This is a genomic window from uncultured Dokdonia sp., from assembly GCF_947496725.1.
Classification (GTDB): domain Bacteria; phylum Bacteroidota; class Bacteroidia; order Flavobacteriales; family Flavobacteriaceae; genus Dokdonia.
Map to the genome: position 1 here is coordinate 48,198 of NZ_CANMDS010000001.1, position 21,780 is coordinate 69,977.

Annotated in this window: 20 protein-coding genes; 14 read left to right on the top strand and 6 right to left on the bottom strand. The window is 37.3% G+C overall.

Features of this window, described 5'->3' with window-relative positions; genetic code table 11:
- The first annotated feature begins 14 nt into the window (after positions 1–14).
- The 6 genes from Q0948_RS00215 to purB all read left to right on the top strand — a co-directional run bounded on the left by Q0948_RS00215 (position 15) and on the right by purB (position 6,779).
- The gene (locus Q0948_RS00215; protein WP_298348698.1) at positions 15–956 is read left to right on the top strand and encodes a glycerophosphoryl diester phosphodiesterase membrane domain-containing protein; all 942 of its coding nucleotides are present in this window, start codon (positions 15–17) and stop codon (positions 954–956) included.
- Positions 949–1,755, top strand: coding sequence for a DUF4129 domain-containing protein (locus Q0948_RS00220; protein WP_298348696.1), 807 nt, complete (start codon positions 949–951; stop codon positions 1,753–1,755). The genes Q0948_RS00215 and Q0948_RS00220 overlap by 8 nt, the downstream gene beginning before the upstream one ends.
- The gene (locus Q0948_RS00225; RefSeq protein ID WP_298348694.1) at positions 1,752–2,969 is read left to right on the top strand and encodes a DUF4350 domain-containing protein; all 1,218 of its coding nucleotides are present in this window, start codon (positions 1,752–1,754) and stop codon (positions 2,967–2,969) included. Before Q0948_RS00220 ends, Q0948_RS00225 begins: the two co-directional genes overlap by 4 nt.
- Before the next feature lie 77 nt (positions 2,970–3,046).
- Positions 3,047–4,015, top strand: coding sequence for a MoxR family ATPase (locus tag Q0948_RS00230; protein WP_035328658.1), 969 nt, complete (start codon positions 3,047–3,049; stop codon positions 4,013–4,015).
- A 2-nt stretch (positions 4,016–4,017) separates the two neighbouring features.
- Positions 4,018–5,358, top strand: coding sequence for a DUF58 domain-containing protein (locus tag Q0948_RS00235; protein WP_298348692.1), 1,341 nt, complete (start codon positions 4,018–4,020; stop codon positions 5,356–5,358).
- A 77-nt stretch (positions 5,359–5,435) separates the two neighbouring features.
- Positions 5,436–6,779, top strand: coding sequence for an adenylosuccinate lyase (purB, locus tag Q0948_RS00240; RefSeq protein WP_298348690.1), 1,344 nt, complete (start codon positions 5,436–5,438; stop codon positions 6,777–6,779).
- An 82-nt stretch (positions 6,780–6,861) separates the two neighbouring features.
- Here purB and Q0948_RS00245 read toward each other — a convergent pair whose 3' ends face one another.
- The 4 genes from Q0948_RS00245 to Q0948_RS00260 form a co-directional block, all read right to left on the bottom strand.
- A complete protein-coding gene (locus Q0948_RS00245) occupies positions 6,862–8,511 on the bottom strand; it encodes a hypothetical protein (protein ID WP_298348688.1) in 1,650 nt (549 codons plus the stop codon).
- Between the two features lie 154 nt (positions 8,512–8,665).
- Positions 8,666–10,012 (bottom strand): gluconate:H+ symporter, encoded by a 1,347-nt coding sequence (locus Q0948_RS00250; RefSeq protein WP_298348686.1) that lies wholly within the window; start codon positions 10,010–10,012, stop codon positions 8,666–8,668.
- Positions 10,013–10,015: 3 nt separating this feature from the next.
- Positions 10,016–10,516, bottom strand: coding sequence for a gluconokinase (locus Q0948_RS00255; protein ID WP_298348684.1), 501 nt, complete (start codon positions 10,514–10,516; stop codon positions 10,016–10,018).
- Positions 10,516–11,418, bottom strand: a complete 903-nt coding sequence (locus Q0948_RS00260) for a DUF72 domain-containing protein (RefSeq protein WP_298348682.1) — start codon at positions 11,416–11,418, stop codon at positions 10,516–10,518. The genes Q0948_RS00255 and Q0948_RS00260 overlap by 1 nt, the downstream gene beginning before the upstream one ends.
- Positions 11,419–11,594: 176 nt before the next feature.
- Here Q0948_RS00260 and Q0948_RS00265 point away from each other — a divergent pair, with 176 nt between their 5' ends.
- Together Q0948_RS00265 and Q0948_RS00270 are read left to right on the top strand one after the other, a co-directional pair.
- Positions 11,595–12,350, top strand: a complete 756-nt coding sequence (locus Q0948_RS00265) for an outer membrane lipoprotein-sorting protein (RefSeq protein WP_298348680.1) — start codon at positions 11,595–11,597, stop codon at positions 12,348–12,350.
- Between the two features lie 85 nt (positions 12,351–12,435).
- Positions 12,436–15,522: a hypothetical protein gene (locus tag Q0948_RS00270; RefSeq protein ID WP_298348678.1), complete on the top strand. Its 3,087-nt coding sequence runs from the start codon at positions 12,436–12,438 to the stop codon at positions 15,520–15,522.
- Positions 15,523–15,603: 81 nt separating this feature from the next.
- Here the strand turns inward: Q0948_RS00270 and Q0948_RS00275 are convergent, their stop codons facing one another.
- Complete coding sequence (locus Q0948_RS00275; protein WP_298348676.1) at positions 15,604–16,959, bottom strand: NAD-dependent succinate-semialdehyde dehydrogenase; 1,356 nt, start codon at positions 16,957–16,959, stop codon at positions 15,604–15,606.
- Between the two features lie 162 nt (positions 16,960–17,121).
- Here Q0948_RS00275 and Q0948_RS00280 point away from each other — a divergent pair, with 162 nt between their 5' ends.
- Genes Q0948_RS00280 through Q0948_RS00290 form a run of 3 tightly spaced genes read left to right on the top strand, consistent with a single transcriptional unit; the run spans position 17,122 to position 18,819 of the window.
- Positions 17,122–18,024, top strand: coding sequence for a mechanosensitive ion channel family protein (locus Q0948_RS00280; RefSeq protein ID WP_298348674.1), 903 nt, complete (start codon positions 17,122–17,124; stop codon positions 18,022–18,024).
- 16 nt (positions 18,025–18,040) lie between these two features.
- Complete coding sequence (gene raiA / locus Q0948_RS00285) at positions 18,041–18,346, top strand: ribosome-associated translation inhibitor RaiA (RefSeq protein WP_298348672.1); 306 nt, start codon at positions 18,041–18,043, stop codon at positions 18,344–18,346.
- Between the two features lie 11 nt (positions 18,347–18,357).
- Positions 18,358–18,819, top strand: coding sequence for a hypothetical protein (locus Q0948_RS00290; protein WP_298348670.1), 462 nt, complete (start codon positions 18,358–18,360; stop codon positions 18,817–18,819).
- Positions 18,820–18,892: 73 nt separating this feature from the next.
- Here Q0948_RS00290 and Q0948_RS00295 read toward each other — a convergent pair whose 3' ends face one another.
- Positions 18,893–19,489 (bottom strand): nitroreductase family protein, encoded by a 597-nt coding sequence (locus Q0948_RS00295; RefSeq protein ID WP_298348667.1) that lies wholly within the window; start codon positions 19,487–19,489, stop codon positions 18,893–18,895.
- A gap of 272 nt (positions 19,490–19,761) precedes the next feature.
- Here Q0948_RS00295 and Q0948_RS00300 point away from each other — a divergent pair, with 272 nt between their 5' ends.
- From Q0948_RS00300 to Q0948_RS00310, 3 genes are all read left to right on the top strand, one after another.
- On the top strand, positions 19,762–21,054 hold the full coding sequence (locus Q0948_RS00300) for an OmpA family protein (protein ID WP_298348665.1): 1,293 nt from the start codon (positions 19,762–19,764) through the stop codon (positions 21,052–21,054).
- Positions 21,055–21,199: 145 nt separating this feature from the next.
- Complete coding sequence (locus tag Q0948_RS00305) at positions 21,200–21,622, top strand: glyoxalase (RefSeq protein ID WP_298348663.1); 423 nt, start codon at positions 21,200–21,202, stop codon at positions 21,620–21,622.
- Positions 21,622–21,780 (top strand): adenylosuccinate synthetase, encoded by a 159-nt coding sequence (locus Q0948_RS00310; protein WP_298348661.1) that lies wholly within the window; start codon positions 21,622–21,624, stop codon positions 21,778–21,780. Before Q0948_RS00305 ends, Q0948_RS00310 begins: the two co-directional genes overlap by 1 nt.

Sequence of the window (21,780 nt, forward strand, 5' to 3'; positions counted from 1 at the left end):
TAAAAATTATAAGAATGAGTATAAAAAAATACGTTGAGTTTAGAAAAAAACGTGAACTAGGTGATGTTATAAGTGACACATTTAAGTTCTTAAGGACTAATGCAAAACCCCTTTTTAAAGTACTTGTACGCACTTGTATTATTCCGTTTATTCTACTCATCGTAGCAATAGGTTTTTATACAAACGAGTCTTCTGGGGCAAACTTGATAGCAGCACTAAGTACTGAGAGTGATATAATAGGTTTTGTTCTAGCCGGTTGTGGTCTTGCTATTGCTGGTATTATCTACAACTCTATGTTATATGGCAGTACTTCTGAATATATAAAAGCATATGTTGCAAGTGGTGAGGCACCTGAGACAGATGCTATCGTAGAGACTATAAAAAAGAAAACCGGAAACTTTCTTGCTCTAGGTTTTGTAAACCTCATTATCGTACTTGGAGTTGCACTTATTCCTGCAGGTATTGGAGGATTTTTAATCGCCTCTGGATCTAATGCAATGGGCGTTATCTTATTATTACTTTTGTTTTTCCCACTGTTATATATTTATACAAAGCTTATGGTTATTTTTCCTGCAATGGTAAATAAAGAGCTTACCGTTGTGGCCTCATTAAAAGAAAGCTGGAGACTTGTAAAAGATGAGTGGTGGATGACATTTATCACCGTTATTATAATGGCATTTTTAATAGGTATTATAGGTTTTGTCTTTCAGATACCTGTATTAATTTATACCATTATCAAAACATTTGCGGCTGTAGATGCTGGATCTATGAGTGACCCCGCTGCTTTATATGACACCGTCTCTATAACCCTACAAACCCTTGCATCTGCTATGAATTATATATTATACGTAATCCTTGCTATTGCTATAAACCTGATTTACTTTAACCTTAATGAGCGCAAAGACCAGTCTGGAAGCTTAGATCAAATAGACAGTATAGGTCGCACTAATGCATAGACAGCTCTTTCTTATTACCTTTTTCTTTATTTCGCTTTGCGCGGAAGCAACCGTCGTACAACAAAATGAAGATGAGACAACCGCCGAAGAAATAGCTATAGAAGAAATAAATAGACCAGAGCAAGTTTATAATGACCCTAGAGGCGTCATAATCTATGATGAAGAAAAAGTTACATCCTTTACCATAGATGAAGCTACACTAAGGGACTATCAAAACGACGATGAGTTTAATTACAAAGAAGCCATTCCAGAAGATACCTGGTGGACTCGCTTTAAACAAAAACTCAATGATATTTATAGCAGCTTTATAAGATGGCTCACTGGTGGTGATGAAGCATCTGGAGTATGGAGGTTTGTGGTAGAGATACTTCCCTACTTACTTATGGCAGGGTTTCTAGCATTATTTGTCTATATATTTATGAAGATAGATAGTGGTTCTCTATTAATGGAAAATGTAAAAGCTCCCGAAGCCTTAATCTCAGATGATGAAGAACTCATACAGCGCCAAGACCTAAATGAGCTTATAGACGAAGCCATAAAAGATGGTAATTACAGACTCGCCGTACGATTTTATTACTTATTTATCCTTCAGCAATTGAGTACAAAAGACCTTATAGACTGGCAAGTTCAAAAGACTAACCACGACTATATCTTTGAGATTCAAAACACGCAGCTTCAGGGTGATTTTAGAAAAGTCACAGATATTTACGATTATATCTGGTACGGTAATTTTGAGGTAGATAAGACCGCTTTCGCGAAAGCGGAAACCCATTTTAAATCTATAAAAAATCAGATATGAGTAATAAATATAAGGTCTTAGCCGGTGTGCTGCTCCTTGCTCTTGCTCTGGTGATTTATATGGAGTCTGGGGAGAAAGATGAAGTAAACTGGTTTCAGAGTTATTCTAAAACAGACAAAATACCTTACGGTACGTATGTACTGCACGACCTGCTCTCAAACAGTCGTACCCAAGATAATTTTAAGGAGGTGAGACAACCACCTTATGAGTTTCTTGATGATAGTACGACGGTCTCTGGTACCTATTTATTTATAAATCAATACATACTCTTTGACGAAGCCGAGTCAAAAAAACTACTCTCGTGGGTAAGTAAAGGTAACACGCTATTTATAGGCTCAAGAGGTATAGGCGAGACTATACTAGATACACTTAATTTAAGCACAGATTTATTTTATGATCTGGATAATCTACAACGTAAGCCTCTTGTAAACTTAGTTAATCCTGCACTACATCGCAAGCGCCCATTTTACCTAGATAGAGAAACTACAGCAGGTTACTTTGACCAAGTAGATACACTCGCTACAGTAGCCTTAGGAGAGTTTAGCCTTATGGTAGATAAAGACACGCTGCATATGGAGGAGCCTCGAGTAAATTTTGTCAAGCAGTCCTTTGGCGATGGTGAGATTCTCATACACTTAATGCCAGAAGTATTTACAAATTACTTTGTTTTAAAAGAAAACAATTATAAATACACTCAGAATGTACTTTCATACATAGATCAAGAGAAAGATCTTTTATGGGATAATCACCATAAAAATGGTAAGACCGTTTACTCTAGTCCGTTGTATATTTTCTTAAGAAATAGATATTTAAAATGGGCATACTACATCCTACTTATCGGTACGGTGCTCTGGGTAATCTTTGAAGGAAGACGCAAGCAACGTGCAATACCTATTGTAAAACCATTACCTAACCAGACGCTTACTTTTACAAAAACTATTGCTGGTATGTACTTTGATAAAAAAGACCATAAGAGCATAGCCCTTCATCAAATTAATCACTTTCTAGAATTTGCACGAAGCGCCTATAATCTAGATACCAATTTTATAAACGATGAGTTTATAAAAAAACTGGCTCTGAAGAGTGATAATACTCTTGAAGAAACGAGATTACTCATTAATTACATAGTATCCTTACGCTCTAGACAAGCACTTACTCAAGAGGAACTTTTAGAACTCAACAAACGCATTGAAGCATTTAAAAAACAAAACTAATGGACGATATCACACCACAAGATTCTGAGCACACTACAGATGGACTTCCACAAGAAAACGTACCACAAGATGAAGGTATGGCTTTTGAGAATCGTATACCGCTAGAAGAATTACGCACTGCTGTAGAGGCAATACGAGCAGAGCTAGGTAAAATTATTATAGGTCAGCACGAGTTTATAGAGCTTCTTATTGTGGCATTGCTTAGTGATGGTCACGTGCTCATAGAAGGTGTTCCTGGTATTGCAAAAACGGTAACAGCAAAGCTATTTGCCAGAACACTTGATACCGCCTTTGGCCGTATACAATTTACACCAGATCTTATGCCTAGTGATGTACTAGGTACCTCTATACTTAATATGAAAACTAGTGAGTTTGAGTTTAAGCAAGGGCCTATATTTTCAAATATTGTACTTATAGATGAGATTAACCGTGCTCCTGCAAAAACGCAAGCAGCCCTCTTTGAGGTGATGGAAGAGCGCCAGGTTACTATAGATGGTACAAAGTATAAGATGGACCCACCATTTATGGTACTAGCAACACAAAACCCTGTTGAGCAAGAAGGGACGTATGCGCTTCCAGAAGCACAACTAGATCGTTTCTTATTTAAAATAAAAGTAGACTACCCTACCCTTGAGCAAGAGGTTGCCATCTTACAGAGTCATCACGACCGTAAGGGAGGTGCACCACAAGCTGCTATTGCATCTGTACTTGATCCTGCAAAACTTGCAGCCTTTAGAAAACAAGCACAAGAGGTGATCATAGAAGAGAAGATTCTTAACTATGTGGCAGAGATTGTTGTAAAATCACGTACACATCCTCATTTATACTTAGGTGGTTCTCCTAGAGCATCACTAGCTATTATGAATGCGTCAAAAGCATTTGCTGCAATCGCTGGACGAGACTTTGTTATTCCAGAAGATGTAAAACGTGCTGTAGTACCAGTAATGAGACACCGTCTTATTATGGCTCCTGAGCGTGAGATGGAGGGAATGACTACAGAGCAAGTGATAGATATGATTGTACAATCTGTTGAAATACCTCGATAGTATTGGCCATTATTAGATTCATAAAGGGATTATTTTTACACCAGCGCTTATTTTATGGGCTGGCAGTACTAGCTTTGCTATACCTTCTCTCCTACTGGTTTAACGGCCTTTTTGGAATTACAAACATTTTATTATTGGTGTTTTTGCTTGTGGTATTTATAGATACCCTAGTCCTCTTTCGCGGAAGCGGAAAAATTAAAGCAACACGTGCGCTTCCAGAAAAGTTTTCTAATAGTGACGTTAATGAACTTAAGGTCACACTAGAAAATAAATATCCATTTTCCGTATCTCTTGATATTATAGATGAGATCCCAGTGCAGTTTCAAAAGCGAGACTTTAGTAAGCATATTAAGATACCAGCCAGGGAGTCTAGTTCATTTAGCTATACATTACGACCTACAGAGCGTGGAGAGTACGTTTTTGGACATCTTAATTTATACGCTAGCACAAAACTAAAATTAGTAAGAAGACGTTACCGTTTCGAGAAAGACCAGATGGTAAAAGTATATCCCTCTTTTATCCAGATGAAGAAATATGCCTTTCTCGCACTAGACAATAGACTCACCTTACACGGTATGAAAAAAATACGCCGTATAGGTCACACTATGGAGTTTGAGCAGATTAAAGATTACGTACCTGGTGATGACGCTCGTACTATAAACTGGAAGGCAACTGCAAAAAGAGGTAGCCTTATGGTCAATCAGTTTCAAGATGAAAAGTCACAACCCGTTTATGCATTAATAGACGCCAGCCGGGTGATGAAAATGCCTTTTAAAGGACTTACGCTACTAGATTATGCCATAAACAGTACGCTTGCGTTTTCTAACATTGCGCTTAAAAAGAAGGACAAGGTAGGTATGCTCACCTTTGCCGAAGAGGTGAAAAATCACCTCCCTGCTAGTAGCAAGAAAACCCATCTACAAACCATACTAGAGGTGCTTTATAATATAAACACTAAGTTTTTAGATAGTGACTATGGTGGTTTATACAATCAAGTAAAACGTAAGATCACACAGCGTAGTTTATTATTACTGTACACTAATTTTGAACATATTACTGCGCTAGAGCGACAGTTACCTTATTTAAAAGCGCTTTCGCGAAAGCATATTCTCGTCGTTATTTTCTTTCAGAATACAGAGTTAGATCAACTTATTACAAAACCCGCAACCTCCTTACCTGATGTCTATCATAAGACCATTGCTCAAAAAGCAGATTATGATAAAAAAGTAATGGTAGCACGACTAGAACAATATGGAATACAAACTATATTAACAAAACCAGATGATCTCACCGTAAATACGATTAATAAATATCTAGAGATTAAAGCACGAGGTATATTATAATACTGTGATTTATCTCTCATAATTCGTTCAGACAAAGTCTAATTTTTATATTTGTCCCTTAACTAAACCCACAACAAATGTCGTTGTCACCACTTCAAGCCATCTCACCTATAGATGGTAGATATGCTTCAAAAACTGAAGCCTTAGTTCCCTTCTTTTCTGAAGCTGCTTTAATAAAATATAGAGTAAAAGTAGAGATAGAGTATTTTATAGCTCTTTGTGAGTTACCACTACCGCAACTTACCGGTGTAAATAAAAACATCTTTACAGACTTACGTGATATCTACCAGAACTTTACAATAGAAGATGCGCAAGCTATAAAGGATATAGAGAAGATAACAAACCACGATGTAAAAGCGGTTGAGTACTTTATAAAAGAAAAATTTGACGCTCTTGAGCTGTCAGAGTTTAAAGAGTTTATACACTTTGGACTTACTTCTCAAGATATAAACAACACTGCAATTCCTTTATCACTTAAGGATGCGATGAACCAATCTTACATCCCACAACTACTGGAAGTTGTAGATCATTTACGCCAGCTAGTAGATGAGTGGGAGAATGTACCACTACTGGCGCGCACGCACGGGCAACCAGCGTCTCCTACTCGCTTAGGGAAAGAAATACAAGTCTTTGTAGTACGTATAGAAGAGCAACTTAACTTACTTAATGATATCCCGAGTGCAGCAAAATTTGGTGGAGCTACAGGTAACTTTAATGCACACAAAGTAGCATACCCACATATAGACTGGAAAGCTTTTGGACAATCTTTTGTGCACGATACACTTAAGATGCAACACTCATTCCCTACTACTCAAATTGAGCACTACGACCATATGGCGGCACTCTTTGATGGTTTAAAGCGTATTAACACCATTCTAATAGACCTTGACCGTGACTTCTGGACATATGTCTCTATGGATTACTTCAAGCAAAAAATTAAAGCCGGTGAGGTAGGATCTAGTGCAATGCCACACAAAGTAAACCCTATTGATTTTGAAAACAGTGAGGGTAACTTAGGCATTGCAAATGCAATCTTTGAACACCTTTCGGCAAAGTTACCTATCTCTAGATTACAACGTGATCTTACTGATAGTACGGTTTTACGTAATATAGGTGTACCATTAGGACACACGCTTATAGGTTTACAGTCTACGGTAAAAGGTTTAAATAAGCTCCTTATAAACGAAGCAAAAATCGCTGCAGATCTTGAAAACAACTGGGCAGTTGTTGCAGAGGCAATACAGACCATTTTAAGACGTGAGGGCTACCCTAATCCTTATGAGGCGCTTAAAGAACTTACACGTGTAAACAGTAAGATTACACAACAGTCTATGGCAGAGTTTGTAGATACCCTTGATGTAAGTTTAGATATCAAGAATGAGCTTAAAGCTATTACACCTCAAAATTATACAGGTATATAGTTTAAGAACGCTTTCGCGAAAGCGTGACATATATTAAAAAAAAGGCTAGGTTTATCCCTAGCCTTTTGTTTTTAATTTATAATCACTTTATTATTTGATTCTTTTTAAAAGATCTAGGCTTTTTTAATTTTAGCCTTTGAGTAATTTCTTCATTCTCTTGGCTAATATCTATTGTCCATAAATCATTGTTGTTATTTACAAATATTTCTCCCTGACTATTATTTGTAATCGTATTATTGTTTAGCGTCATTTGACTTGTGTAAACGCCGTAACTGCCACCAATTATTATTTTATCTCTTCCAGCTAGCTTATTATTTATAAAACTCCAACTTCCATTTCCATAAGCATTTACTGTAGTCTCTAAACGTTCGTCAAAAGTGCAGTTTTGGATAGTAATAGTATTATTATCTAATCTAGTTACCTTGCTACTTGCTGTAAGAGCATTACCTATTGGTTTTATAGAAGGATTAGAATCATCTATAATAAAAGAACAATTATCATAAGCAATGTTATTCTTTATATTACCTAATGTTTTCAAATAAGAGTTATTGATTGATTTAATTTTATTTGTTTCTAAATCGTAAGGCAATAAAAATCTACAATTCCTAAAACTTCCATCTACTGAATTAATTAGATTTTTAACAGATAACGTACTATTAGTTACAGAGAACCGAATAGATCTCACTAAAAAATTTGATGAAACCAAACTATCAACCGTAAGCGAACTATATAATGGATTGCCATTATCACTTTCTGTGTAATCTAAAGTTTGAATAATACTGTTCTTAATAGTCACGTGCCGTTCTCTTCCCTTAATCGCAGACATAGACCTAACGGGCTCTATTTGGATATACCGTAAATCTAACTCTTTCATTGTTATACTAGGGCTAAAACAACTGATCTCTAAGTCTCCTCTCTGTCCATAATTAATAGCTCCTTTTATGGAGCCGTTAAAATTTCGTTCTGTAATATTCTGAATTATAACATCATTTACTAAGACATTTGATGATGAGAAATTAATACCTGCGCCTATTTTGTCTATAATTTCTAAGTCTCTCAAAATTATTGCATTAATTTTACTTGACACATTTTTACTAGCCGCCCAAGACCATCCGTGTGCCTGCTCCCAAGTGTATAATGTAGCAGGACTTTTAGTCAGTGATCTACCATTTTTGTCGATAGAAAAGTTTGATAATTCTATTTCATTAATATTATTGGAATTATTTAAGTAGTGATAAAATATCTTAGTATATCTACCTAGACGTTGCGTTTTACCATCTATTTCTCTAAAAATGGTTTTATTCTTACCAGCACCTACTAGTCTAAAGCTCTGGTTATTTTTATTCATATTAATTCGTAGAGAAGTATTTCCAGTGATGCTATTACGATCACCTATTAGATAAATTCCTCCATCTACATATAGAGTTTTATCGAGGTTAATAGCCGCATCTATAGCCTTTTGTAGATACTTAATATTATCTGTACCATAACTGCCTAAAACATTTACCACATCTTTGGACGCCTTATCCGCAATTTTAACCTTATTATTATCAATTACCGAAATTATCGTACTGACTAAATGTTCCGCATTTTTTCCTGCAAATGCGATACTTACAGATTTACCTATATCTAAATTTGTAAAACTTGCTGTAGGTGAAGATAAGATATCACCTTTTAAAGAAAAATCTGAAAGTTGTAACGCATCCCCTTTGGCTCCGTAATTTTTAGCCATTATGTACGACTGTGATTTGTCATCATTACCAATTACTGAAATTGGCCTATTATTCCCGACTTTATTCACGTCAACACTCAGTAATTGCGTGTTTCCACAAGAATTAAAAATTAAACAAAACAAAATTATTATCATTCTAATCATAAGTAAGGTATTATACTATAAACCAAAGCACTGTAGACACCACAAGCCCAACTATAGCAATAAGTGAGGTCATTACCGTCCACGACTTAAAGGTTTCTTTTTCTGTAAGGCCAAGGTACTGTTTTACAAGCCAGAAGCCGCTATCATTTACGTGAGAAAAGATACTCGCACCAGAAGCTATGGCTATTACAAGCACAGCTAGTTGTGGTGCACTAGTCTCAGAGAGACCTAACAGTGGCGCGGTTATACCGGCAGCGGTAATCATTGCAACGGTGGCACTCCCTTGTAAAACACGGACAATAGCTGCGACTATAAACCCAAAAATTACAGGAGGAAAGATATCACTGCTCAAACTTTCTGCTATCATTTTACCGGCTCCAGTATCTATTAATATCTGTTTAAAAGCACCGCCGGCACCCGTAAGTAATATAATAACTCCTGCTGGGTACAGTGATTTTGTAGATATATCTAATAATTCACTTTTAGAAAATCCTTTCTTTATTCCTAAAAAGTACCAAGCAACTAGATTTGCAATAATAAGCGCAACAAATGGGTGTCCCAGAAGATCTGCCCCATATATAAGCCAAGCTGGTAACTCCCCTTCTGCAAATAACGGACTATTAAGTACCGTGTTACATACTATTAAAAATATAGGGATTGCTATGATGAGTAATATGGTTCCAGCACTAGGAGCGTTATCTGGGACTTTCATCTCAGAAACCATATCTTCTGGTGTCTCGATATGCATTCTTTTTGATAAATACTTTGCAAGCATAGGCCCAGCAATTATAGCAGAAGGTATACCGGCTATAAAACCAAAAATAATTACATAACCTAAATCTGCCTCTAAAATTTCGGCGACGGCTATGGGGCCAGGCGTAGGTGGTATAAATGTATGTGTGATGGCAAGTCCTGCAAGTAAGGGTATAGCATACAACAGTAATGACTTCCCTGTTTTCTTTTGTAATGCATAGATGATGGGGATAAGTATAATAAATGCCACATCAAAAAACACAGGTATCGCCACAAAGAAACCTGTAAGCATTACTGCCCAAGGAGATTTTTCTACTCCAAACTTATTCAACAAAGATGCTGCGAGCCTTTGAGCACCACCAGAACGTTCTAGTATGGACCCAAATAAAGCCCCTAGACCTACCACAGTGGCAACAAAACCAAGGGTTCCGCCCATTCCATTCTTTACAGAATCTAGTATAGACGATGGTTGCATTCCAGCAATAACTCCTACGGCAATACAAGTGATAAGCAATGCAAGGAAGGCTTGCATTTTTAATTTTAAAATAAGAAATAGTAATATTGAGATGCCTATTATAACAGCAAAGAGTAGTTGGTAATCCATAAATTATGCTTCTATTTCTTTTAAAATGTCTGTAAGTATTTGATCTGTACTTTGGGCAACAGATACTTTTACGCCGTATGACGGAACTTCAAGTGTGTCATATTGTGATTGTAATAATGAGGGATTAAAAAAGTGATTTTGCCTTGATGCAAGTCGCTTACTTATAGTCTCAAAACTCGCATCAAGATAGACAAAGTTTTGCTTTGCTTTCGCGAAAGCGTTATCACTATACAACCGCTCCCTATACACCTCCTTGAGAGCAGAGCACGCTAGAACTGCACCTTCTGCCTGTGACCAAGTATTTATTTTAATTGCTAGCACATCCAGCCACGGCCACCTATCACTATCTTGTAAAGGTTTTCCAGAAGCCATTTTATCAATATTTGCTTGTGGGTGAAAATCGTCGGCATCATAAAATGGTAGGTCTAGAGTCGCCGCAAGCTTTTTACCAATGGTGGTTTTACCACACCCAGAAACGCCCATAACTATATATACTACACTCATTAAAAAAGGGTATTTGTCGTACTACTTGCACTTTGTGGTACGCGTAGATTAATCCCTAATGCAGGGTTGAGTCGCTCTATAAAATAGGCAGATAGTAAGGTGGACTCTTGCTCGATGTTTTGATGTATAAAAAAATGAATTTTACGTAAGCCAAGACTCACCCAGTACGTAAGCCGCTCTACCCAGGCATCTAGTCGTGCATAATCACTAGGATGGTTTGCCCCTACATAACGTATAAAGGCTTCTCCATTTGTTAATCTCATATGCATAATATCACGCCTTCCAGCAGTGTCTACCAGAACATTTGCCATATTATGCTCTTCTAGAAGGGAATATAATCGCTCTGCAGTATCTGGGTTATTAAACCAGTCTGTATGCCTAAACTCTAACGCGATGGGAAGCGCTTCTGGCCAGTGGTTTACAAAATTATCTACACGGTCAAAATCTTTGGGTTGAAAGTTATTGTGCATCTGTAAGAACACGGTACCTAGCTTTTCTTTGAGCATCGCCACGTGATCTACATACTCTGGGATAAAATCTTGAGCATCTATAAGTCTTTTACGGTGACTTATCATATTTGTGATTTTCGGGAAGAATTTAAATCCCTCTGGCGCTTTATTATACCACTTTTCAAATTGCTCTTTTGGGAACAGCCTGTAAAATGTAGCGTTGAGCTCTATACTATTAAACTGCTTTGCATAATACGAAAGTTCGTCTTTAGTTCCTCTGGGGTAAAAACCTTTGAGCTCTGCTTTATTCCATTTTGCACAACCTACATAGACTTCTAGATTTTTGTTTTGCGCTTTCGCGAAAGCGTCCTCAATCACACCTCTAGTTGCAGGGTGATCTGGAGGTAAGGTGAAATCAATTAACTCTGGTTGCTCTACTGCGCCAAATTTCATACTCTTAAATCTTTATAATATGTTCTTCACAATGATTAAAAATTTATCATATCTAAAGAACTACGGGTTTAAAGATAACGTAAGTACACAAAAGATGATATTTTATTAAATAACTTGTAACATTATCCCGTCTTAATAGTCTTATGTGCAAACAAGAATCATTAACACAACATCATATGAAAACTATCAAATTATTACTAGTTGCCGTAATTGTAAGCTTCACAACAATGGCACAGGCACAAACAGCCGAAGAAATCATTGCAAACTATTTTGAAAACACAGGCGGGATGGATGCCTGGAATTCTCTGGAAGCTCTAAAATTTGAAGGAGCGATAAAAGTTCAAGGTATGGAATTACCGATGACTATGATACAAACTAAAGCTGGAAAGCAGTTATCTGTTGCAGAGTTTCAAGGTATGAAGTTTTACCAAGGCGTTTTTGATGGAGAAACAATGTGGGGTACAAACCAGATGACAATGGCTGCTGAAAAGAGTGATGCGGAGACTACTGCAAATGCAAAGCTAGAGATGAATGACTTTGGTGATCCATTTTTAAACTATGCAGATAAAGGGTATACTGTAGAACTTTTAGGTAACGAGACTATTGAAGGGACAGAAACTTATAAAATAAAACTTACAAAAGAACCTACAATGGTAGATGGTGCAGAAGTACCTACCGTAGCATACTATTATTTTGATATGGACAACTTTGTACCTATTGTAATAGAACAAGATCTAGTTTCTGGTCCTGGTAAAGGAATGACAGGACAGACTAAGTTAAGTGACTATCAAGAAGCTGGCGGAATATATTTTCCTTTCTCTATTGTAGCTGGTGCAAAAGGGCAACCTGGTGGACAAGAGATTGTAATTAAATCTGTTGAAATTAATCCCGAAGTATCTGATGAGATGTTTGCTTTTCCAGAAGGAAAATAAAAAACACATATAACATAATCCCCAAGACTACTTGGGGATTTTTTTAGCGCATATTTTAAGAAAATATCAATCCAAACCAACCCATATGAAAACTAAACACATCCTCCTAGGTCTATGTATTGCTGCACTAAGCATACCTACCCAGGCACAAGAAATTGCCCTCAAGGGTAAAGAACTCTTTGGCGACATTACCGCTAGACAGATAGGACCCGCGCTTATGTCTGGTCGTATTATAGATATGGAAGTTCACCCTACTAATGCTCAAATAATATACACCGGTACCGCAGGTGGTGGTGTATGGAAATCTCAAGATGGAGGTGCTAGCTACGCTCCTATTTTTGATGATCAAATACAATCTATAGGTCAAGTGGCTATAGACCCTACAGATCCAGATCAAACGGTATGGGTAGGTACAGGAGAAATATGGACTCGTAACTCAGTCTCTGTAGGAGATGGATTATACCGTACAAAAGATGGGGGTAGCAACTGGCAAAAAATACCAGGTTTTGATAACAGTGAGCGCATCTCTGGCATTGAGATAGATCCTAATGATGGAAATACAGTGTATGTAGGTGTAATGGGTGCTTTATGGAGCGATAGTGATGATCGTGGTGTTTACAAAACAACAGATGGCGGTAAGACTTGGGAAAAAGTTCTTTACATAAATAATACTACAGGTGTTGCAGATCTTATTATGGATCCTAGCAACTCAAACATACTCTATGCATCTATGTGGGAGTTTAGACGTACGGCTTGGGATTTTAACTCTGGCGGTGTTAACTCTGGCCTGCATAAATCTACAGATGGAGGTAAGACCTGGAAAAAAATACACAATGGTTTTCCAGAAGGTAAATTGGGACGCATAGGCGTTGCTGTATCACCTAGTGAGCCTAGCATTGTTTATGCTGTAATCGAGTCAGAACAAGAAAAAGATAAAGGATTATACAGATCTGAAGATGGCGGAGCAAACTGGAAACGTACTAATGGAGACTTCTCACTTACTGTGCGCCCGTTTTACTTTTCAAGAATAGTAGTAGATCCAAAAAATCCTGATGTAGTAGTAAAAGGTGGTCTTAGTGGTTCAATATCTCGTGATGGTGGTAATACCTTTAAACCTCTGGGCAATATGCACTCAGACATACACGATATTGTTTTTGACATAAACAATTCTGATATGATGCACGTGGGTACAGATGGTGGCGTATATCGCTCTTGGAATGGTGGTACAACAATGGAAATAGTATCTAACCTTCCTTTATCTCAATTTTATCACATCTCTGTAGATAATGCAGAGCCTTATAATATTTACGGTGGTTTACAAGACAATGGTTCTTGGTACGGTCCATCTTCTTCTCCAGGTGGGATTGAAGCTAGAGACTGGACACGTGTAGGCGTAGGTGATGGTTTTAGAGTACTACCCCACCCTACCAAGGACATCTTATATTCTGAGATGCAAGGTGCAGATAATGTGTGGCGTTATGATATGAAGCGTAACTACACAAAAAATGTAAAACCACTACCAGCAAAGGGAAGCGCAGATCTACGCTTTAACTGGAACCCTCCTATGGCAACAAGTACACACCAGCCAGATCGCTTTTATATGGGGAGCCAGTTCTTGCACGTGAGTGAAGATATGGGTGACACCTGGAAGGTAATCTCTCCAGATCTTACCACAAACGACCCAAAGAAACAAGAAAAAAACTCTGGCGGACTCTCTGCAGATAACTCGGGAGCAGAAACACACACCACGATATTTACCATTGCAGAATCACCTATAAATGAAAAAGTTATATGGGTAGGTACAGATGATGGTAATGTGCAAATAACACGCGACGGTGGTGCAAACTGGACTAATGTAGTTGCAAATGTACCAGGCCTACCGGCAAATACTTGGGTATACCACATAGAAGCTTCTGTACACGGTGCCGGAAGTGCATATGCAGTTTTTGAAGGACACGCAAGAGGTGATATGAAACCTTATGTGTATAAAACCACAGATTATGGTAAAAGCTGGAAAAGTATCACAACAGATGATATTACAATGTTTGCCCGCAACATTCAAGAAGATTATGAAAATGAAAATTTACTCTTTTTGGGAGCAGAAAACGGTCTATATATTACTGTAGATGGAGGTCTTAATTGGTCAAAATTTACAAATAACTTTCCAGCAACCGCTGTTCACTTTCTTGATTTACAAAAACAGACTAATGACCTTGTTGCTGGTACTCACGGGCGTGGTGTTATTATCATAGATGATATAAGTATCTTAAGAGATATAAAGCCAGAAATACTAGACAAGAATGTACACTTTTTTGATACTAAGCCAGGTACAATGGTAGAAGAAGGCGGTTTTGGCGGCGGAAGCACAGAACTAGAGTTTGTAGGCCCTAACCCTGGAAATGCTCTCAAAATCAAATACTATCTAAAGAAGAGACACACCTTTGGTAAAATGACGCTTGCCATACAAGATATGGAGGGCAATGAGATAACAACGCTTGCGCCAGGTAAATCAAAAGGAATAAACATTGTCTCTTGGAACTATGCAAGCAAGTCACCTAAGCTTGCCGCGGCAAAGACATTTGCCTTTGGAGGGTTTACTCCAGTAAGAGTACAAGCAGGAATGTATAAAGCGGTCCTTAAAAAAGGTAAGGACACGTATGAAACAACCTTTGAAGTAAAGAATGACCCAAAATCATTTATTACAGCACCAGAAAGAAAGGAGCAATATAAAACTTCAAAACAACTTTTTGATATTCAAGAAGACCTAGCCTATATGGTGTATCAAACTAACTTGATGGTAAACAGTGCTCAAGATGCCATAGAGGCAAATGCAAAAGCAACAAAGGTTGCACAACCACTCATAGATGATCTCAATGAGCTTAAAAACACACTCGTAGTTACAACGGGTGATAACTACGTAGGTACTGCCCCACCACAACTTAGAGAAAAGCTAAGCACACTGTACAGTGATGTTGCTTCAAACTATGAGGCACCTAGTGCTGCTCAAAAGGAGAATATAAACTTACTACTAGAACGATTTAATACTGCAAAAGCAGACTTTGAAAAGATTAAATCAAAACGCCTAGTGAAGTTTGAAAAATACTTAGAAAAGCAAGAAATGAAGCCTATTACCTTTGATACTAAAGAAGTCTTTTTGGATAGCAAAGAGTAAACAATAATCACTCTTAAAAAATCCCGATGTGCAACTGCATATCGGGATTTTTTATTTTTACGCTTTCGCGAAAGCGGATACCTATTTTATATAAACCGTTTTTTTATTTACAAACTCTTGTATACCATCTAGCGATAGCTCCCTACCATAACCTGAAATCTTAGTCCCACCAAAAGGTAAGTTAGGATTACTCTTAACCATATCATTTACAAATACAGCACCATCGTCAAAAAGTGGTATAAGCTTCTCTATGCGCGCCTTATCTTGAGTAAAAATTGAGACTCCTAACCCAAAATCTGACTGGTTTACAAGAACTACAGCTTCCTGATCATTTGTAAAGCGCGTCACTCCTATCACAGGCCCAAAGGTTTCTTCTTTAAAAATACTCATCTCTGGCGTTACTCCGATAACAATCGTAGGCTCAAAATATGCTTTCTGTCTATGACCTCCTACGAGCACTTTGGCACCAGCATCTACCGTAGCTTTGAGTTGCTCTTCAAGTTCTATAGCGAGGTCTTCACGTGCCATTACTCCTATGTAGGTATCTTTATCAAGAGGGTTACCAGACTTTAGTTGTGTTACCGCTTTCGCGAAAGCGTCCATAAATTTATCATATACCTTATCGTGTAGCAAGAGTCTTTTACCAGCAATACAGCTCTGCCCCGTGTTTTGAAAACGTGCCTGAACACAAGTGGTCACTGTTTGCTCAAAATCACAATCATCAAAAACCACTAAGGCATTACTGCCTCCTAACTCAAGTACAGATTTCTTAATCTCACTAGCTGCTGTACTAGCCACGGCAGCACCAGCCGGTTTACTCCCCGTAAGAGTGATTGCCTTTATACGAGCATCACGCACAATATTTTCTATACGGTCACTACCCACGGGCATATTTTGAAAAACACCTTTAGGTAAACCTGCTCGCTCAAAAACTCTCTGGATATTCTGGGCGCTTTGCATCACATTACTTGCGTGCTTAAGTACTCCTATATTACCCGCCATAAGCGCAGGCGCTATGAATCTAAAAACCTGCCAGAAAGGATAGTTCCAAGGCATTACGGCTAGCACAACTCCTATAGGCTCATAACGTACATAACTTTTTGTAGCGTCTGTTTCTATTGTTTTTGGTGCGAGGTGATCTGGAGCATTATCTGCATAGTATCTACATACCCAAGCACATTTTTCAACCTCGGCGATGGCTTGAGATATAGGCTTACCCATCTCAAGCGTCATTGTTTTTGCATACTCCTCCTTATTTTTCTCTAGCTCTAGTGCGACATTATGTAAATTTTCTGCTCGTTCTGTAAAGCTTGTGGTACGCCATTGTAAAAAAGTCTCTTGCGCAAGTGAAAGTGTATCTTCTATCTCATTTAGATTAAAAGCCTTAATTGTTGCAACTTCTTCGTTATTATATGGGTTTGTTGAGGTAATATTCATAGCCTATTTTTTTATAAAGTTACATAGCCCATAAGGGTTGAGCATTATGGTTAAGAGCATTTTAACGGTAAGTAGGTAAAAGGTCTTAACAAAATGTGAATTGGTTTTGTTTTAAGAAAGTTTGCAAAGCTGAGACGTAATTTTAGAAAACCATCTAAATTTATGAATATAACCCAACAAACTGAAACCACTACGATACCTGAAGCATTTAAAAATGCAGCAGATAATTTTATAGAGCAGTTACCGCAAATTACAACAGGAATCCTCATAATAGTTATAGGAGTTCTTATAGCGGGCTGGATAGGTCGTTTTGCAAGAAAGAGAATTTCTGAAAGAACCGATGACCCTTTAATGAGCAAATTTTTGGGCACCGCTATTAAGTATCTTGTAATAGTAATTACTATAATGCTGGCCTTGAGAGCAGCCGGACTAGGTGGTGTAGCAACTGGAATACTTACTGCTGCTGGTGCAAGTGCTGTAGTACTAGGGTTTGCATTTAAGGATATAGGAGAAAACTTTATTGCAGGTATCATACTTGCTTTTAATAGGCCCTTTGATGTAGATGATACGGTAATGGTTGGGTCTAACATTGGAAAAGTAAAGACGCTTGATTTAAGGTATACAAAGCTCAAAACTTTTGACGGTAAAGATGTTTATATCCCAAACAGTGATGTACTCACAGAGCCCGTAACAAATTATACAGAAGATGGTTTTTACAGATGGGATTTTGTAATAGGTATCGCTTATGAAGATAATATAGAAGGTGCAAAGGAAACGGTACTAAGGGCTCTTGAAGATGAGCCAAATGTAATAAATGATGATGTACACGAAAATTTTGTCATAGAAGACGAGCTAGCTACCAGCACTGTAAACTTAAAAGTTTTCTTTTGGGTAGATACTAAGGACTTTAGAAAACAAGCTATGATTACAAAGGGTAATGTGGTACGCAAAGTAAAAGAAGCATTAGAAGATAATGGGTATTATATGCCTGCAGATATACAAGAAATTAAGCTATATGGTGGAGTAAAAGAATTTCCACTTAGCTTTAATAAGAATACTAATTAAATTAAAACAGATAACTATGGAAATAATATTTGAATATCACGACGTAACTGCAAGTGCAGAGTTAGAAGCTTTCGCGAAAGCGCAATTAGAAAAACTTGCAGATAAATATCAATTTATACACAGAGCAGATGTATTTTTTAAACTAGAAAATACGTCAAGTGATGAGACAGGAAAAATCTCTGGTGTGCGCATAAGTATGCCTGGCCCAAGATTATTTGCCGAACATAGCTCTGACGACTTTTACCCTTCTTTAAAACAAGCTATTAAAGAAGTAGAAGTACAGTTGAGAAAAAAGAAAGAAAAAATGCAAGAACATCATTAAAAATCAAAAGTATGCCAACCGATATGACACTAGCAATAGATAATAACGAGCTCATTGTGATTTACTCACAAGAGTCAAGTATAGGAAAACAAGTAATAGGCTATGCAAAAAGCAGCGAAGCTAAAGTAAATCTGATTAACATATCAGAAGCTGGACTTACAGGCACGCAGTGGAGTGAGGTGGCAGATATGCTTGGAGCAAGTATAGACGAACTTATATCAAAAAATCATCCAGATGTAGATAATTTTGCAAAAGATGCTACTTTAAGTGATGATGATTGGATTCACTTTATACAGAATAATAGTAACGCTATACAGAAGCCTATACTTATAAAAGGTACTAAGGCTATCCAGATAGAAACCCCTTCTGAAGCATTGCGATTTATAGGGGTAGATTCGGCTGGGTTAGAAAAGCACCCTGTAGGTGATGAGCCAGAAATAACATCTAATACTGATGATGAACAACAAGTATAAAATGTAAATTTCATCTCATAAAAAAAGGAGCCACTTTAATAAAGTGGCTCCTTTTTGTTACAATAGCTTAAAACTATTTCTCAAAAAGTTCCCCATTAAAATCTCCATTAAAAGTAAAAGAATGTTGAGATTTTCTTGATCTTAATTTTGTCTCTTCTTTTTGAAGGTCATCAGATAGTTTATCTAAGTCACCTCCATAATAACCTATAGCCGTTGCTGTAGCAATATGATAATTATCTGGCAAAGAAAACTCTTGCATTGCTTTCTTATAATTTACTCCTGCCATCTGGTGCAGAGCTATGCCTAATTGCTGTGCTTGAAGCGAGACATTACCCATAAATAATCCCAAGTCGTGTAAGGCGTGAAAATTATCTTTACCATCTGGAGTAGTCTTTTTATAACCTCCTAATATAATAGCTTGTGCATTACTTGCCCACGACTGGTTAAACTCATCAAGACAAGAAAATATACGGTCATAAGCGTCTGTCCCTTTAACACCCCATATGATAACCCAGGGCTGGTGATTATTAGAACTTGGTGCCCACCTTCCCGCTTCAAATAGTACTCTTAGCTGTTCTTCAGAAATGGCTTCTGTTCCAAAAACTCTTGGACTCCATCTATTCTCTATAAGTGGATTAATCATATACTCTGTTGTAGTTTCCTTTTTCATATTCTTTTTTTATAAAAGTATTTTTATAGCACTAAATGGAGCGGTTTATTAATAATAATTAACGCGTGTTCCCTCGGTATTTTAACTATTCTTTATAATATGTGAAATTATGTGTCATATTTGTAAATACTAGTACAAATTTATGACGGTATTTTAGCCAATTATCTACGTGTTAAGAATATGGTAAATCTGAGTTAATAAATGCGAATAACCTTGTTTAAGCAGTTTTTAAGATTAATTTTGCGGCTGAATTTGAACTAACAATAACATTTATGAAAAAGATTACACTTGCTATAATCGCATTAGTAGGAATGCAATTAGCAACAAATGCACAAGAAAGTACTGAGACTATGTCTACTGACTTTAACAAGTGGTCTGTAGAACTTACAGGAGGGGTTAACAAGCCAGTACGTCCATTTTCTGGATCGTACTCAAACACTCCATCACTTTATACCGTAACAGGTGGCGCACGCTATATGTTTAACGAGAAAGTAGGTCTTAAAGGAGGTATTGCTTACAATAGTTTTGAAAATAACGACAATGCGAGTGAATTTAACACTGCACTTTACAACTTCTCTTTAGAAGGAGTAATTAACGCTGGTAACATTCTTGGTTTTAGAGAGTGGACTAACACTTTTAACGTACTTGTGCACGGTGGTATGGGATATTCTGCATTAACTACAGATGCTCCTGCTGTTGAGAGAGATTTTGGAGAGGCAGATCAGATGCTTAGCTTTATGGTGGGTGTAACTCCACAAGTAAGAATATCTAATAGAATTTCTTTAGTAGCAGATCTTACTGCAGTAGGTAATGTACGCCAGGATTTAACTTTTGATGGACGCCAAGCTGGTGGAACAAGAGGTTTTGATGGTTTTTATGTAAACGCAACAGCAGGTATAAACATATACTTAGGAAAAGCTGAGAAGCACGCAGACTGGTACTCAAGTAAAAACGTTGCTGAGGAGCAAATCGCAGACTTACAGAACCGTCTAGCTAAAGTGGAGACTGATCTTATAGATACAGATCAAGATGGTGTTGCAGATTACTTAGATCGTGAGCCTAACACAATTTCTGGTGTAGCAGTAAATACTAAAGGTGTTGCAGTAGATAAAAACAAAAACGGAGTGCCAGACGAATTAGAGTCTACACTAGATAATCGTTATGCTAAGAAGGGTGATATCCCTACTTCTACTCCAGCTATCGCTTCAGGAGATGACGTAATCAAAAAATTAATCGAAGATGGATACGTAAACGTATACTTCCAGTTTAATAGCACTAAGCCTGAAACTTACAGCCTTGAGTCTATCAACTACCTTATTAAGTATATGACTGAGAACTCTGGTGCATCTGCTCAACTAGTAGGCTATGCAGATGAGATTGGAAACCCATCTACTAATCAACGTCTTTCTGAGAGAAGAGCTCAAAAAGTAAAAGACATTATGGTAGCAGCAGGAATCTCTGCTAGCCGTCTTACAGCTACTGGAAACGGTGAAGATGCTTCTGTAGATAAAAACTCTGCTCCTGCTCGTCAGTTAGTAAGAAGAGTAACTTTTAAACTTAACTAATCAATTATAGATTACTTTAAGTGTTAATTGCAAAGCCTCCGATTTTTTCGGGGGCTTTGCTCGTTAATAAGGTGTTGAGAAGTATTAGGTACGCTTTCGCGAAAGCGCAAAACGTTTACCTAACTTTAAAGAAAACACAGGAGTTATGAATGATAGACCTAATGATATTAAGAGAATACGTCCAGAAATTCCAAAAGCACGTATTAACGATCAAATGAGTGATGAGGAGCGATTTCAAAACACAACACTAAGACCCGTTGTAAAACTGCAAAACCCTCTTCTTATTGAGATGTTTAGAAACTATATCACAAAAAGAAAAAATGTGTTCTACAACCTATCTCTCGAAAAACGTCTTACTTATATCGAAAACGCAGTTAATAAGGATATGAAATTCCGTAACAGCCTTAAGGGAATGATAATAGGCCAGTTTACTGTAGAGGAGTATCTCATCTATATACAAAACTCATCTGCTCTTAATAAAAGAATGGCAAATCTCTTAAGAGAACGCCTCATAAGCCAAGTGCAACTCTTTGATAACCCAAATGAAGTACTTATTAAAGCTAGTTAATGCAAATACCTACAGACATACCAAAACCGCAAAATAATAGCCCTATAGACCCCTCATCACCTCTAGAGCTCATTATCTTTATTGTGTTACCCATACTACTTATTGTAGTGTACTTTGTAAACAGAAAACGTGTGAGGGATAAAAGGAAAAAGAAGTAA